The sequence below is a fragment of the Bradyrhizobium sp. USDA 223 genome, assembly GCF_044909005.1.
GTDB classification, from domain to species: domain Bacteria; phylum Pseudomonadota; class Alphaproteobacteria; order Rhizobiales; family Xanthobacteraceae; genus Bradyrhizobium; species Bradyrhizobium yuanmingense.
Window position 1 is genome coordinate 504339 of sequence record NZ_JBIYDR010000001.1, and the last position, 12747, is coordinate 517085.

Annotated in this window: 11 protein-coding genes; 7 read left to right on the forward strand and 4 right to left on the reverse strand. The window is 58.9% G+C overall.

Going from position 1 to position 12747, the window contains the following annotated elements; translation table 11 throughout:
• Nucleotides 1–375 precede the first annotated feature (375 nt).
• Nucleotides 376–894 carry a recombinase family protein gene (locus ABIA40_RS02095; protein WP_404538710.1) on the reverse strand — a complete coding sequence of 173 codons (519 nt, stop codon included), beginning with the start codon at nucleotides 892–894 and terminating at the stop codon, nucleotides 376–378.
• On the opposite strand from ABIA40_RS02095, the gene ABIA40_RS02100 reads away from it, so the two are divergent.
• A complete protein-coding gene (locus ABIA40_RS02100; RefSeq protein WP_404538712.1) occupies nucleotides 842–1048 on the forward strand; it encodes a cold-shock protein in 207 nt (68 codons plus the stop codon). The two genes, ABIA40_RS02095 and ABIA40_RS02100, sit on opposite strands and share 53 nt — an antisense overlap.
• A gap of 883 nt (nucleotides 1049–1931) precedes the next feature.
• Here the strand turns inward: ABIA40_RS02100 and ABIA40_RS02105 are convergent.
• Both ABIA40_RS02105 and ABIA40_RS02110 read right to left on the reverse strand, forming a co-directional pair.
• Nucleotides 1932–2885, reverse strand: a complete 954-nt coding sequence (locus ABIA40_RS02105) for a hypothetical protein (RefSeq protein ID WP_404538715.1) — start codon at nucleotides 2883–2885, stop codon at nucleotides 1932–1934.
• A gap of 742 nt (nucleotides 2886–3627) precedes the next feature.
• Nucleotides 3628–4134 (reverse strand): hypothetical protein, encoded by a 507-nt coding sequence (locus ABIA40_RS02110; RefSeq protein WP_404538717.1) that lies wholly within the window; start codon nucleotides 4132–4134, stop codon nucleotides 3628–3630.
• Between the two features lie 2067 nt (nucleotides 4135–6201).
• On the opposite strand from ABIA40_RS02110, the gene ABIA40_RS02115 reads away from it, so the two are divergent.
• The 6 genes from ABIA40_RS02115 to ABIA40_RS02140 all read left to right on the forward strand — a co-directional run bounded on the left by ABIA40_RS02115 (nucleotide 6202) and on the right by ABIA40_RS02140 (nucleotide 11690).
• Nucleotides 6202–6393: a hypothetical protein gene (locus tag ABIA40_RS02115; protein WP_370157753.1), complete on the forward strand. Its 192-nt coding sequence runs from the start codon at nucleotides 6202–6204 to the stop codon at nucleotides 6391–6393.
• 288 nt (nucleotides 6394–6681) lie between these two features.
• A complete protein-coding gene (locus ABIA40_RS02120; RefSeq protein ID WP_370157754.1) occupies nucleotides 6682–7185 on the forward strand; it encodes a hypothetical protein in 504 nt (167 codons plus the stop codon).
• A gap of 636 nt (nucleotides 7186–7821) precedes the next feature.
• Nucleotides 7822–8736, forward strand: coding sequence for a DNA-processing protein DprA (locus ABIA40_RS02125; RefSeq protein WP_404538721.1), 915 nt, complete (start codon nucleotides 7822–7824; stop codon nucleotides 8734–8736).
• Entirely contained in the window at nucleotides 8733–9347 is a 615-nt protein-coding gene (locus tag ABIA40_RS02130) for a hypothetical protein (RefSeq protein WP_404538724.1), read from the forward strand. The genes ABIA40_RS02125 and ABIA40_RS02130 overlap by 4 nt, the downstream gene beginning before the upstream one ends.
• A 414-nt stretch (nucleotides 9348–9761) precedes the next feature.
• Nucleotides 9762–10334 (forward strand): hypothetical protein, encoded by a 573-nt coding sequence (locus ABIA40_RS02135; RefSeq protein WP_404538727.1) that lies wholly within the window; start codon nucleotides 9762–9764, stop codon nucleotides 10332–10334.
• 114 nt (nucleotides 10335–10448) lie between these two features.
• Nucleotides 10449–11690 carry a Fic family protein gene (locus ABIA40_RS02140; protein WP_404538730.1) on the forward strand — a complete coding sequence of 414 codons (1242 nt, stop codon included), beginning with the start codon at nucleotides 10449–10451 and terminating at the stop codon, nucleotides 11688–11690.
• 114 nt (nucleotides 11691–11804) lie between these two features.
• Here the strand turns inward: ABIA40_RS02140 and ABIA40_RS02145 are convergent, their stop codons facing one another.
• The gene (locus ABIA40_RS02145) at nucleotides 11805–11966 is read right to left on the reverse strand and encodes a hypothetical protein (protein WP_404538732.1); all 162 of its coding nucleotides are present in this window, start codon (nucleotides 11964–11966) and stop codon (nucleotides 11805–11807) included.
• Nucleotides 11967–12747: the final 781 nt, after the last annotated feature.

Sequence of the window (12747 nt, forward strand, 5' to 3'; positions counted from 1 at the left end):
ATTTGGATGTGGAGGAGTTCCGGATGTTCGTTTTATCCGCCACCGAACGGTCTTCAGACGCTCGGAGCGGTCGCTTAATGTTTGCGTTTGTCCCCGGTCCCGTGAGCCGGTGCATTCCGGCCTGCGAGTCGGTCTGAGAGCATGAAAACGATCTCTCTGCCATACCGCTGCCCCGCCGAGGATCGCGTCTTCTTAGACGATTCCCGCCGGATCTATTCCGCGGCGTTGAGGGGGGCCTATGCGAACGCGGCCGATCTAAGCGGAAGCCGCTGCGGGACTTAGTCAAACGCTTCACTGCGCCACGCTGGAAGGAATGGACCTGCGCAAGCGCAATCACAGGCAGCTTGTTGTGATCTCATGAACAATGACGTTGTTTTAGGCGCAGAGTTGCATCAGCGACGCCACATGTGCAAGGCGCCTTGCTAGCCGAGCAGTGTCGGCGACAATGATGTCGGTCACTTGACCCGATCTGATCGCGGATATTAATCCATTGAGCCCATCGCGCTCCAGGGACATCCCCAACTTTCCGGAGCCCTGAAAAACGAAGTCAGGATCGCAGACAAACGTCAGGGAGCAATAATTGACGCAGTTCTGACCTGCCGCTTCATAAGCAAGATCGCGCCTCGCTCGGAATGGCCTGGCGCAACGCTCTGTTGCTCCCGTTGAGATCCGCATCGCTTCGCTCACGACCGCGGAGCAACTCCGCCATTGCAAGTTGCGCTGCCCCGTCAAAGCCATTTCCATGAGTGAGGGACGTGCTGCGGCTCGCTCATGCTTGCCCCTTGAAGGCCCCGAAGCTGTTCGATAAATCCAAGGCGTTGAGCTTTTTGGAGATAATGCAGTGGCGATGGGTGTTGTGAAGTGGTTCAATCCAACTAAGGGGTATGGGTTCATTCAGCCGGAAGATGAGGGAGCGGATGTTTTTGTGCATATCAGCGCGGTAGAGAAAGCAGGCTACACTGGCCTCGCGGAGGGGGCGCGCGTCAGCTACGAGCTGAAGGCCGGTCGTTCGGGGAAGATGAGCGCCGAAAATCTTCGTATCGGCTAATCTCGACGAGGCCGGCATTTGGCAGCCTCCCTCGGTCTTGTTGTGTCGTTTTCCGGTCATCCAGCAAGCATCAAGGGTCTCAGAAATCCCGCGGTGCTGCCAACACCGCCAACACCCTGGGGGTTCGACCCCGTAGCATCTTGCCACGACTATGAAGCAGGCATCCGGGAACGGAGTGGTGGTCAGTGACTTTGCGTAAGCGCGCATGTGTCTAAGATATCACATGGACTGCCTTTCGTGGGAGAGTCGGATATCCGACCATTCTCCGCTCGCGCTCGAGTTAGGATGACTGCGCGGGTGGAGATCAGCGTTTGATTGTTCCCGGTGGCTGCTTGATTGCGGGCGGCCTTTTTATAGTACCTTCAATCTAGGTCTGCCATGGACCGGAATCAGCACTCGTGCACAGCGTGTGACAGGCCGCGGAGGTTCATCAGTAGCGAACCAGTGGCCAGCCGGTACGAAATTCGGTCCTATGAATGTCCATCCTGCAAGAATGTCCTGAGGATGGTAGAGCGCACCGAACCAAGCATGTTTCCAAGACGATCGGGAACCCGTCGCCGTATGCATCGTAAAACGATTTGCCGGCAGGCCTCATGGTGCAATCGTTGCCCCGGTCGTCATAGGTCAAAAGAACGGCGTTTCTCCCGGGGCCGCTTTATCTGCCAGCTCGGAAACGCGCAGCTCTAGTGTCATGATCAAACGTAAGACGTGCTCGTTCCCGGGCACTTTCACGGCAGACGCTTGCGGGATTCTTAGCGCTCGCAATCGCAACTCCATACGCCAGCAGGGCCGCACTGATCTGTAAGAAAGACTAAAACACCTGTTTCGAAGTGCTGGCAGACAAGGCAAAGGTCTCCGAGTCTGCTGATGCTCGATGTAGAGGTTAGCGAAGGGTCGAAGTCGGTAGCTTGCTTATTACGTTGCCACTCTCTGCTACGATGCGCAACGGCCCGTCGCGCATTGCGATCATATACTCGAACGTGCTTGAGCCGCCCCCTTGCACGTTCCTCGCCGGGCTGCGAACCACCCAATCTACGATACCATTGGCCTTACAACCTCCAATACTCGCGTCACACTGCACCGTGAGAGATCCTTGGCGTACTTTGTACAGGCGTTGAGGCCAACGATTCATCGAGTTAATTTTGTCCGTAAGCACCTCGTTGTCTGACACTTCACGACCATAAAAGAGCACGCGGCTTCCGTACAGTCGGGGAAGGATGCTGGTTACCTTCTCGTTTGGGCTGGACCACAAAGCAAATAGCGTGGTTATGAATTCGCCGACTTTATCGCGCAGTGTGACCGCTGAAGCGGAGGGGGCACTCTCACTTTCGCTGTTGCTTGACGTTGTCGAAGTCGGCTCCGTTAGCGTGAGATCGATCTCGTTCTTCTTGGCCTCCTCAGCGGTCAGCCAGGTCATGGAGGTTGGCGAGGCCTGCGTGATGTAGATGACGGCAGAATAGGACAGTCCTAGTTTGTTAACGTAGGCCCCAAGAATGGCGTTGCCGATACCAGTCTCGTTGCCGTTACCGTCATAGGCGGCGTGGAAGCCAATTCGAGCCTCGGGCGACATATAGCGTCTGGTCCCGCCAAGCCAGACGAGCGCGCATGCGGATGCACAACGAGCATTTGCTGGGACCAAGGTAGCAAAGCCCTTTGACCGAACCAGCTCTCCCATCCCGATGCCTGCAATTAGACTTCCACCATCACTGCGGAGCGCAACGACGGCTTTGGAAACCTTCGTGGTTCTCTCGGCAAACAGATCAGCGTCGCCTTTCTCGATATCTCCAGATAGCTCTATGAGAGTGAGTTCGCCGAGAGGGCGGATGTGCAGCTCCATGGCACTGCAGGAAAGACCTCCAACAAGGACCAGTGCGCCTCCAAGGAGGCCGCGGCTTAGCTTGTTTTTGAGAGAGTATCGTCGCCAAACAAGACGCGGGATACAGGAAAGCCTGGCTCGTCGTACATTCGATGCAGAGTGTTGGTGTTTCATCTGGCCTCAGCGCGAAGCGGTAGTCTTACGATATGCTTCCACCATCGCCGGGGTCACGTCGGTCGGATAGCAAAGTGGGACGGATCCTCCCGGCCGCGAGTAGGCGCTTCGTCCGCCACAGGCGCGGCCATTGCGCATCAGGTCATCCGGACAAGCGCATGGTCTTCCAGTTGCGTGATACTGATTTCGGCTTGCCTGGATCAGAATTGCCGCAATGGCCGCCGCAGTCATTACCATCGCGACCTTATGCTTTGCGTCCTGTTTGGATAGTCGCTCCGCTGAGTTCGGCTTTTGGCTCTCGGCGCCCGACTGCACCTTGATGACCGACGATCGTAAATCCTGGTGTTCAGAACCAGCAGACGTCGCAGCAACAGGCCACGGGCTCAAAGTGCCGGGAGGAGCTTGCGCCGCAATCGGTGGTGGGGACGGTACGTTAGCTTTCCGATCCTGAACTGGATCTTGGCGGCCCAAAGAATAGGCGGCCAACGCCGCCAAGCCGACTAGGACAAGTACTGCTCCCCCGCGCATCGCCGTGCCTTAGATATGGATGCCTTATGCTACCGTCCAGGACGGCTCGCATCAGCGCCTTCTATGCTCCTGTCGGCCCTTGAACAATTTCGATCACGTGCCGATCAGGACCAATGGAAATCACAATCTGATAGGTCTTCGTCCCTCCGCCATCGGGAGTCACCGGAGGCGCAAGATGCAATTGGCCACCGTACCATTCGCCTGGCATGAAAGTATTATCTTTGATTACCGACTGCTCGATCACTGCCATATTGCGCTGACCCGTCTCGATCGTTGCGGCAATCATGGCCTCATTCTGAGCCGTCGCATTGCTCTGAGCGATCGCTGCCGCAGTTGGGCTATGGAAGGTCCCGGTGCGTCCCCCAGGCGTAGTATAGTGTCCGTATCCTGCCTGAGACGCACTATAGGCATTTCCGGCAGCTGCCAGTCCTGTGAAAGCTGCCGCTGCGACCTGCCGGTTCTTCTCCTCCTGAACCAGCATTTCGTAAGTAACAACTTGCATGCCGTAGTCAGATCCGCCGACGTGTTGGCTTGCCGCAACTTGTGCAACCCGGAAATCGATAGGCATCCTGCTTAGGTTGTTGATCGCGACAGCGAAAACGGGGCGCCCGCTAGCGCGCACCTGGCGGAGGCGGGTCGGACTAGAACAAGCGAGCTCTTCTGCTGCGAGACCAGGGCCGGCTGCCCATCTCGCATTAGTGCCTGTTGTTGTGAGTTTGACGGCCGAAACTGAACTGTTTCAGCGCTCGTTACGCATGCGCCTAATGCACAGCACAGAATTACTATTCTCAAGACGCGCATGACTAAGCCCCCGCCTGCATCGATAAAGCGCAACCAGCAGGGGCAATCAATAGACTTGCAGCATCTAAGGACGCTAGACCTTCGTCGTGTCCAGCGATCCTCTGCATCTGGGTACGCTCAAGCCTGCATTGAGCGGCGGCAGCGGCGGCCCGCTGCGGCGATTCGGAACTTCAGCGTAACATCGGAACTGAGGCCTCTGAGGCCCTCTTGTTGACGATTTGGGTGCATCGGCGGAGGGTTCGTGCATAATGGGGCGGTCTGCCTCGGGGCTGGACCTGAGCAGCGGACCTCTCGGCCCCGTGCTGCGGATTCGGTGCGGACCTCCAAGGCGGCACGGGGCCGATCTGGTCCGCTCTGTGCGAGCGGCGAGCAGATCCCCGCCTTAGCTCAGCAATCCCCCGGTCACCCTCTGGTGTAGCTCGAGCCAGCCCCGCGGGGCCACATAATTGTTGCGCAGCAAGTCGAGCTTTCGGGGGCGCGGATCCTCGCGATGTGGATGCAGCATTCCGGCTGGAAAGGCCCGCCTTGCGGCGGCTCGCGCATCATCAGATGGCTGAGCGTAGTCGGGGCTGCCGAAATGCTATCCTCGAGCTGTCGCGGCCAAGGGACCACTGGGAAAGCGCCAGCATCTTGGCGGCGCCAGTAAGACCGACACGCTGCTGTGTCCGGCTAACGCCGTGCACGCGGCCGCCACTGCTCCCGTCGTTACAGCCATAGGCGCGACCTGACGAGCCTTTGAGTTCGTGATTCTGAGGTATGCCCTGCTTCGTCTACCCTCCAATGCTCAAGATAAAAAGCCGGAGCGGGGTCGTGGTGAAAGGCCGACGTATTACCGGTCCAACAGGTGCTCCGATGGGAGACCAATATCGAGCTCACGCGCAGACCCTTGTCGCTCGTGTCGACTTCGGAGGTTTGTAAGGATGCTAACCCTTGCTGTAGGGCTACCCGCATCGATCGGCCTGGGAGGAGGACAGCAAACCGCCAAGCTTCGCGTGTTCATGGCCGGTGGACGTACTCAAATGCTTCGACGTGTGCGAACAAGGCGAGATTATTCTGTAGGCAGTGGCGCCGCCCTTCATCGAAACCAGAACTGCCGAGCAAACCCTACGCTTGAAACGCTTGAGGGGATTGCCGCCAGCTTCGGGGTACGGTTCATCGACTTAATTTGATCGGGCTCGCCTCATGCGTTTGAATGCTGAACATGTGGGGGGACCCGTCTTTGTCCTAATAGGGCTTGCAGCCCTGATTGCCTATACTGCCGGACGCCATGATGCCCCTCCGGCTTTGCCATCGCCATCACCTGTCGCATCGCGCTTAGTCACGCCAATGGCGCTCGTCGAAGCGTCGCAGGAAGCCCCGGCGATTGCTCAGCCGTCGCCCGAGCCTTTCGCCGCAACCGGCCGCGAAGCCTAGCCGGTCAGAACCAGCGTCTCCAAAGTCAGACGCGACGCGGAAGGTGGAGGTCGTGCTAACTGCGGCGGCCATCGCGGCAATAATCGTCAAAGCGAGCCGAGATCGTTACTACGCTGCGGGACACCCGTGTGCTTGCCCGGATGACCTTACGCGCAGCGGCCGGGCATGTGGAGGGAGAAGTGCAAACTCGCGACCGGGCGGAGCTGCGCCAGCCTGTTATCCGAGCGACGTCGCGGCCGCCATGATGGAGGATTGTCGCAAGACCGTCGCGCGTTGAGTGTTGTGACGCCGCGGGAAGAGTAGAGTATAAGCCGCTGTTATTGGCGGCGCTCGTGTTGTCGGCTCAGAGGAGAAGCCCATTGCGTGATCTCCCAGACTCACTTTAAGGCAAGATTATCGCAAAAACTGGACATGAGGCGAAATGTCGAGATCGAGCCGCACCTTGCCAACCAGTGGCTACGCAATTTTGGTCGATGGATTGGTTAAGGCCGAATTTTCATCCAAGGAAGGCGTTGAGAGCGGAGCGCTGAACCTTAAGAGGCGCTTTTCGCTGCTGCAGGTGAAGATCTACGATGCTCAGGCAAAATCAGAGCGCGAGGTCACCTCGATCTAGCTAAAACGCCATCGACGATCGTTTCAGTCGGCTCTAATACCGTTGCTTCTGATGCCTTGCCTCATCTGCGGTCACGAAAAGACAATTGATGCGCACCTGATCCCGCGTGCGTTTGCCTTGGAAGTGGCCCCGCATTCGGGCGAAAAGCATGTCATCGGATATCCCGGGGCCGACAAGTTCCGGAGAACTAACACCGGTGTTTACGATGCCAATATACTCTGTGGCCCTTGCGACCGGAAGCTCGGTGCGCATGAGGGATACGCAGTCGAGTTCCTAAGAAAGGCACGAATGCGACTCGCGCCCCCGCACTCGTATTTGCATGCAAAGGAGGTCAACGGGGACCGCTTCGTTCGCTTTGCTGCTGGCTTGTGCTGGAAGTACGCGGTCACAAAGCAGGCCAACGGAAGGATCGGTACTGGCCGGTATCGCGAAATCCTTGCTGACGTTGCGTTCGAGCGAGCTCCGGTGCCTTCGTCGATCGATCTGACGGCTATTCAGTTGTACACCGGCGACACCGAGGTCTATTTCTACAGGGCCCCCAAAGCGGACAGACAGCAGGGCGTAAATCTGTTTCGCTTTTACATTGGAGGGTTCTTGTTCTTCCTAAAGACAGACAATCGCGCCAACCCTGAAGTCCCTCCTCAGGAATGTTGGCTACGCGGCAAGCAGTCGGCCTCCTTTGCCGTTCTCCCGGCAGAGATGTTTGAGGAGTGGGCCATCGGCAAGCAGATCGCTGGCCGTCCGAACCTTCGATCGTATTTCGATAAGATTCGGTCGAAGCCAGCCCGGTGAATGACTGCCTGCGAACTAGCCTTGTTGTCCTCCATGTCGTGCAGGCTTCCGATCGAACCGTGATCGGCCCGCACCGCGCGGGCTACTCAAGAAGACGCAGGTGGCTAAGACCTGCGAAGTTCTTGTTTTGCTGAAACGGCCCGACCAGGCCGCGAGCGAATGAGGTATTTTCGCCGGTACGCATCCAGGAAATCCTGATCGCAACAGATGCATTTGCCCGAGGTGTCGCGGGCGCGCGGATCGGCTAGTACGGGAGCCAATGGGCGCAACAGGTTGATCCGCGTGATGGACGGCGGAATCGGTAGGCCTGCGGCATGCTTCAGAACATCGGCTGCCAATCCCGAGCGGATTGAAACGCCATCGGAACGACTGCCGTGCCGGCGTTGCCGGGATTCGCTACGTCGCGGTGGCGGCCGCGGCCGCTAGGCCTCAGCTTGATCGGATAACGAGCCCGTCAGATGCAATCAAGGAAATATTAACCGTTTAAGTCAATGTTTTGTAATGCGATGTTCTATGTTCTTGATTTGTTCTTGGCGCGTGATAGGCTTTCCTGACGCTTTTGCGTTGTCTCTTCAAAGCAGGGGACTTCGATTCTGCGGATTCGACGCCGCGGCAAGGGCTAGCTAGGGTTGGACGATGAACCTTCTCGCAAGAATGAATGATAGGCCGGCCGTACGCTCAATCTCGCCGCGCATGGAGTTGGGTGCTTACGAAGCGCTGTGGCTCGAGAAGGGGGCCACCTTCAAAACGATCGCGGAGAAGTTCGCAGCGGACCCGACTGCCGTGCCGTCCGACTTCGTTTCTGGCGCTGTGGCGGACGCGCGCGCATCCGAAGTTTTAGCTGCGCTCAAGAGGGCAGGCGTGTCTAGGTTCGGCACTCGGCTGAATCTCACCGGCAACTATCCTGCGAAGCTCCGAGATGCGAGGCATCCGGTCGAAATGCTTTACTTTCAAGGCACTTGGGAGCTCGTTGAAACCCGATGCGTTGCCGTTGTGGGCAGCCGCAATCCAAGCGAAGACGGGAAGTTGCGTGCGGGAAAGTTGTCACGTGCGTTGGTCGAGCGCGGCTTCACCGTCGTCTCGGGACTCGCGACCGGTATCGACACCGCAGCTCATACGGCCGCACTCGAGGCGAAGGGCCATACCATCGCTGTCATCGGAACGCCCATCGGGACCTACTACCCGAAGGAAAATCAGGCGCTCCAGCGCAGGATCGCGGAGGACAATCTGCTTATTTCTCAGGTACCTGTTCTCCGGTACGCCAGTCAGCACGTCCCGCAGAACAAGCTGTTTTTCCCTGAGCGCAACGTCACCATGAGCGCTCTCACCGAGGGAACGATCATCGTCGAGGCCAGCGACACAAGCGGGACGCTTACGCAGGCCCGCGCCGCCCTTCAGCAGGGCCGCAAGCTGTTCTTTCTCGATTCTTGCTTCAAGCGGGACGACATCACCTGGCCGGCGAACTTCGAGAAACGGGGCGCGATCCGTGTTCGCGACCTCGCCGATATCTGGGGTGCGTTGGGTAATGGCGCTCCTACTTCAGCAAATTGACGAGACCAACCGCCGGGACCCTCGACGAGGGTGACGATTGCCATTACCTCTACGAATACACGGCTGGTAAGGGTTGGCAGGGCGGCGAGACCAATCAGCTGATTCACAATCTTCAGAAGAAGCGTAACGATGGTGGCTACCACTACAAAGCTCCGGCGATCGCCAGATGCGCTCGCGACCTATCTGCGGTCTTGAGCGCCGAATGGCTGGACCAGGCCACGATCGTTCCGATACCGCCATCGAAGGTAAAGACCGATCCTGCTTACGATGATCGGATGGTGCAGGTTTGCAGAGGAATCCGCGCGCCGGCGCCGCCAGACGTCCGGGAACTAATCGAGCAGATCGCCTTTACCGACACGTTCAAGGGCGGCAACCGGAAGGCACCGGCCGAACTCAAACAGAACTACAGGATCGCGGAAAACCACTTGCAAAACCTGCGAGGTATTGTCGGCATCTTCGACGACGTCCTCACGACAGGCTCCCATTTCAAGGCCGTCAAGGAGATGATCTTGGAGCGCGCGCCAAAGACGCGAGTGATCGGTCTCTTCGTCGCCAGGCGAGCGATTCCAAACCCATTTGGCGAGGTTTCGATTGATGAGTTGTTGAAATAGAGATCCTTGCCGGGGTAGTGGCGATGGCGTCTAAGCCGATCGTCGTCAGCGCGACCTAACCCTGTAGAATAAATGCTCGCCGATACCCATCGCGTCAAGAGTGGACGTAATAGCGCCGCGGGTACTGAAGGCTAGGCTTATGACGGGTCAGCGCTCACAACACGAACTTATCGGCTGCTACGACTGCGGCAACGGTGTCTCGTTTTCGGCTTTGGCTTGTCCGCACTGCGGCTCGCGTGAGCCAGCCGGCCCCTATGTGGAGACTCTAAAGAGCGACGCCTGCACCGGATCGAAGAGAAAAACGATCAGACCTTGATTGGCATGACGGTCCTGTGCGCCGGAATAGGCTTCTTTTAGCAGGGCCGCCGGGAGCGTCTGTATCATTTGAGACTTAGCCTGTGCGAACGCCGGCGAGTGGTCCTGGGCATCAAGCCGACCGTCCTGCCCGGCTCCGACTGGAAGATCAGCAATTCGCTCGATCCGGAAGTCTTCGCCACCTGCTCTCGACCGATGCCGTCCAGATCAAGGTCGGCACCTCTCGTTCGGATCGACGGCTGGAGTGTTCAGCCCAGGTGGTCCCCGTATATGGACCCGGTAGGCTTCCTGAAGGTCTCGGCATTCGGCATCGAAGAACAGCGGGTCAGGGTGACCATCTACTTCGCGGATCCGCCCGAACCGTGGGCCGCGCTCGGCCACGACTACGGGGGCGTCGTCCACGTGACCACCTGGAGCGTTCCGGACGCCCTGACGGTGCCGGTGAGCGCCTTGTTCCGGAAGGGCGACCAGTGGGCCGTTTTTGCTGACGAGAACGGGCGCGCCAAAGTCGTTCCGGTCAGCATCGGCCGCCGCAACAACCGGCAGGCCGAAGTGCTTGCCGGGCTGGGTGCGGGGGACCGCGTGGTGCTGCATCCCAGCGGCCGGGTCACTCACCGGGGCAGAATTGCTGGCCGCCGAGGAGGCGGCAAGCTGGTGGTTAATGAAACTTAAAGGGGGGAGCGGCTCCGAAAAGCCTAAATAAGCTCCTCGCGATCGCGATATGTTATGGCTTTTTGCAGGAACCCAAACTATAACTAGGAAAACTCCCCCTTATTTTAGGTTCCCGTGAAGCGCAGCGATCTCAGCCACACGATCCGCGAGACCCTGAAGCGGCTTCCGCCGCCCTACGACTCTCACTACGGGATCGTGCCGCCGGCACCCCCGGAGGAGGGGGTGTTCGTCGGAGGGGCGATGAAGGCCCTGGAAGCCGCTCAAGCGGCCTTCGGCAAGGTCGACGCCATCGCCGCCCAGATGAAGGACCCCTACATCGTCAGCCGAGTCCTTACCAGACGTGAGGCAGTCAGTTCCTCTTCTATCGAAGGCACCCAGAGCACTCTCGACGAACTGCTTTCGGTCGAAGAGACGGGCGACGACGGCGCCCGGGACGAAGCGCGCCAAGTCCGCAACTACGTCGTTGCCTTGGACGGATTCATTCCGAGAGCCGCCAAGGATGGCTACGGCGTCTTCACGATGGATCTGATCAAGCACCTCCACCGCGCCGTGATGAAGGACGACCCCGACTATCAAGACGTTCCCGGCGACCTCCGCACGCGTGTCGTGTGGATCGGCGGAAACAAAGACATCGCATATTCCAGTCTGAATCCCCCGCCTCCGGCCGACGTCGCCGACTGCCTCGCCCAAACGGTCGACTACCTCCGGAACGAGGGCATGCAGCAGATGACGCAAGGGTTCATCACGCGCATGGCCATAGCGCACACCCACTTCGAGGCGGTGCACCCCTTCCGCGACGGCAACGGTCGTGTCGGCCGCCTTCTGCTTCCTCTCATGATGGCGGCGGAGAGGCACGTCCCTCTGTATCTTTCGCCTTACATCGAAAGCAAAAAGGGGGCGTACTACGCTTCGCTCAAGGACGCTCAACAACGGCTCGACTGGGAGCCGATCATCACCTTCATGGCCGACGCCGTCGCCGGCACCGTCGAAGAACTCATCCGGACCCGGACGGCACTCGCGGAATTGTCAGAGCGCTGGAGGGAGCGCCGAAAATTCCGAAAGGGATCCGCGGCCACCCGCGCTTTAGACGAACTTCACAACTATCCGGTCGTGACGGCGAAGCGCCTTGGCCAACTGCTCGATGTCTCGCCCACGCAGGTAAATCAGGCCATCGCGCAATTGCAGGAAGCCGGCATCCTGCAGGAGAGGACTGGATACGCGCGAAACCGGATCTACGCCGCTCCCGAAGCGCTCGCCATCATCAACCGTCCCTTCGGCGAAGAGCCCATCTTTACCGAAGTCGCTGCGGCCGATACCGATCTGGACGAGGTCTTGCCTGGCCCGAAGTGGCCTTGATCTCTCGCTAGAGACCACACTAAGGCGGCTGCGAACGAGCGTCCCCTGTATCCTGCAGCTTATCGCTCCGGGTGGGGAGGCGATGCCGCCGACGCCACAGACGACGGCGAAGTCTCAGCTCATCTGACACGCGTCGCGCCCGCCGGACGAGCAGGTCCATTTCAGATCGACGGCAATCGACGCCAATCGGTACGCTCCGCCCATCATCCGTGCCACTTCCTCGTCCGTGATCGGACGATCGACTTGATCGGGGATCCGCGCGGTACCGACGAACATGCCGGTCTCGGCGTCGATGCAGTGACGGTGCCCAGGCTCGGCGGATCTTCGCTTCCGGTTACCATTACGTCGCACTACCTTCGCGATCGGGCTCAGCGCGAACAGTTATTCACCACACAAATGAAGGAACGCCGACCGCTTCAGAAGCGGATGGACGAGATTAGGGTTTGGCATCAGGCAGAGCGCGCCCGGTTGGCGCGACAGATTGTCGAGTTCATGCGCCGCTCAAGGCGGCGGCACGACCCCGAGAAGGAAAAGCAGCGCCGCGGTCCCCAATTCGAAATGTAGGAGATGTGTTCATGAACGCGCTAGTTTCCTTCCGCGACATCGCCGCGAGCGATCCGACGCCCGCGCCCAAGCGCGTATCTGCTCCAGAGCCCCACGCATTGAATATGCCCTTGGGCACGGCCCGGTGGCGCTTGCTCATTCGACGCACTCCTCCTCTCGTCCGTCCGGGCATGGACGGGCGTTCGCCGCAGGTGCGGCGCGCATCAAAATCCTGATCGTGGGACCGAGAGAGGATCCGGGAGCGGCGATGTCGACGCCAATTCCTCCTTGCGAATCCTATGGGCGAGCGCCCTCCGGAATCGATGGAGCACGCCTGCCTGCTCTCAGGCCTGAACCCAGCTGATACCCCAATCGCGCAGCGCGTCAAACGGAATCTGGAAAAACGATAGCTGGGTCAATCGCTTACGGCTGTTTTTCAAGGATTCGTCTGTCTAGCTAAGTCAGCTGAATCACGAGGGTTTGTAGGATTCACAGCTTGCGCATTAACCATCGA

What these genes read in the sequence shown, in the direction of transcription:
- ABIA40_RS02145 (WP_404538732.1), bottom strand. Translation starts at nt 11,966, where the DNA reads ATGTTCGTCGGTACCGCGCGGATCCCCGATCAAGTCGATCGTCCGATC.
- ABIA40_RS02120 (WP_370157754.1), top strand. Translation starts at nt 6,682, where the DNA reads ATGCGACTCGCGCCCCCGCACTCGTATTTGCATGCAAAGGAGGTCAAC.
- ABIA40_RS02110 (WP_404538717.1), bottom strand. Translation starts at nt 4,134, where the DNA reads ATGCCTATCGATTTCCGGGTTGCACAAGTTGCGGCAAGCCAACACGTC.
- ABIA40_RS02125 (WP_404538721.1), top strand. Translation starts at nt 7,822, where the DNA reads ATGAACCTTCTCGCAAGAATGAATGATAGGCCGGCCGTACGCTCAATC.
- ABIA40_RS02095 (WP_404538710.1), bottom strand. Translation starts at nt 894, where the DNA reads ATGAACCCATACCCCTTAGTTGGATTGAACCACTTCACAACACCCATC.
- ABIA40_RS02105 (WP_404538715.1), bottom strand. Translation starts at nt 2,885, where the DNA reads ATGGAGCTGCACATCCGCCCTCTCGGCGAACTCACTCTCATAGAGCTA.
- ABIA40_RS02115 (WP_370157753.1), top strand. Translation starts at nt 6,202, where the DNA reads ATGTCGAGATCGAGCCGCACCTTGCCAACCAGTGGCTACGCAATTTTG.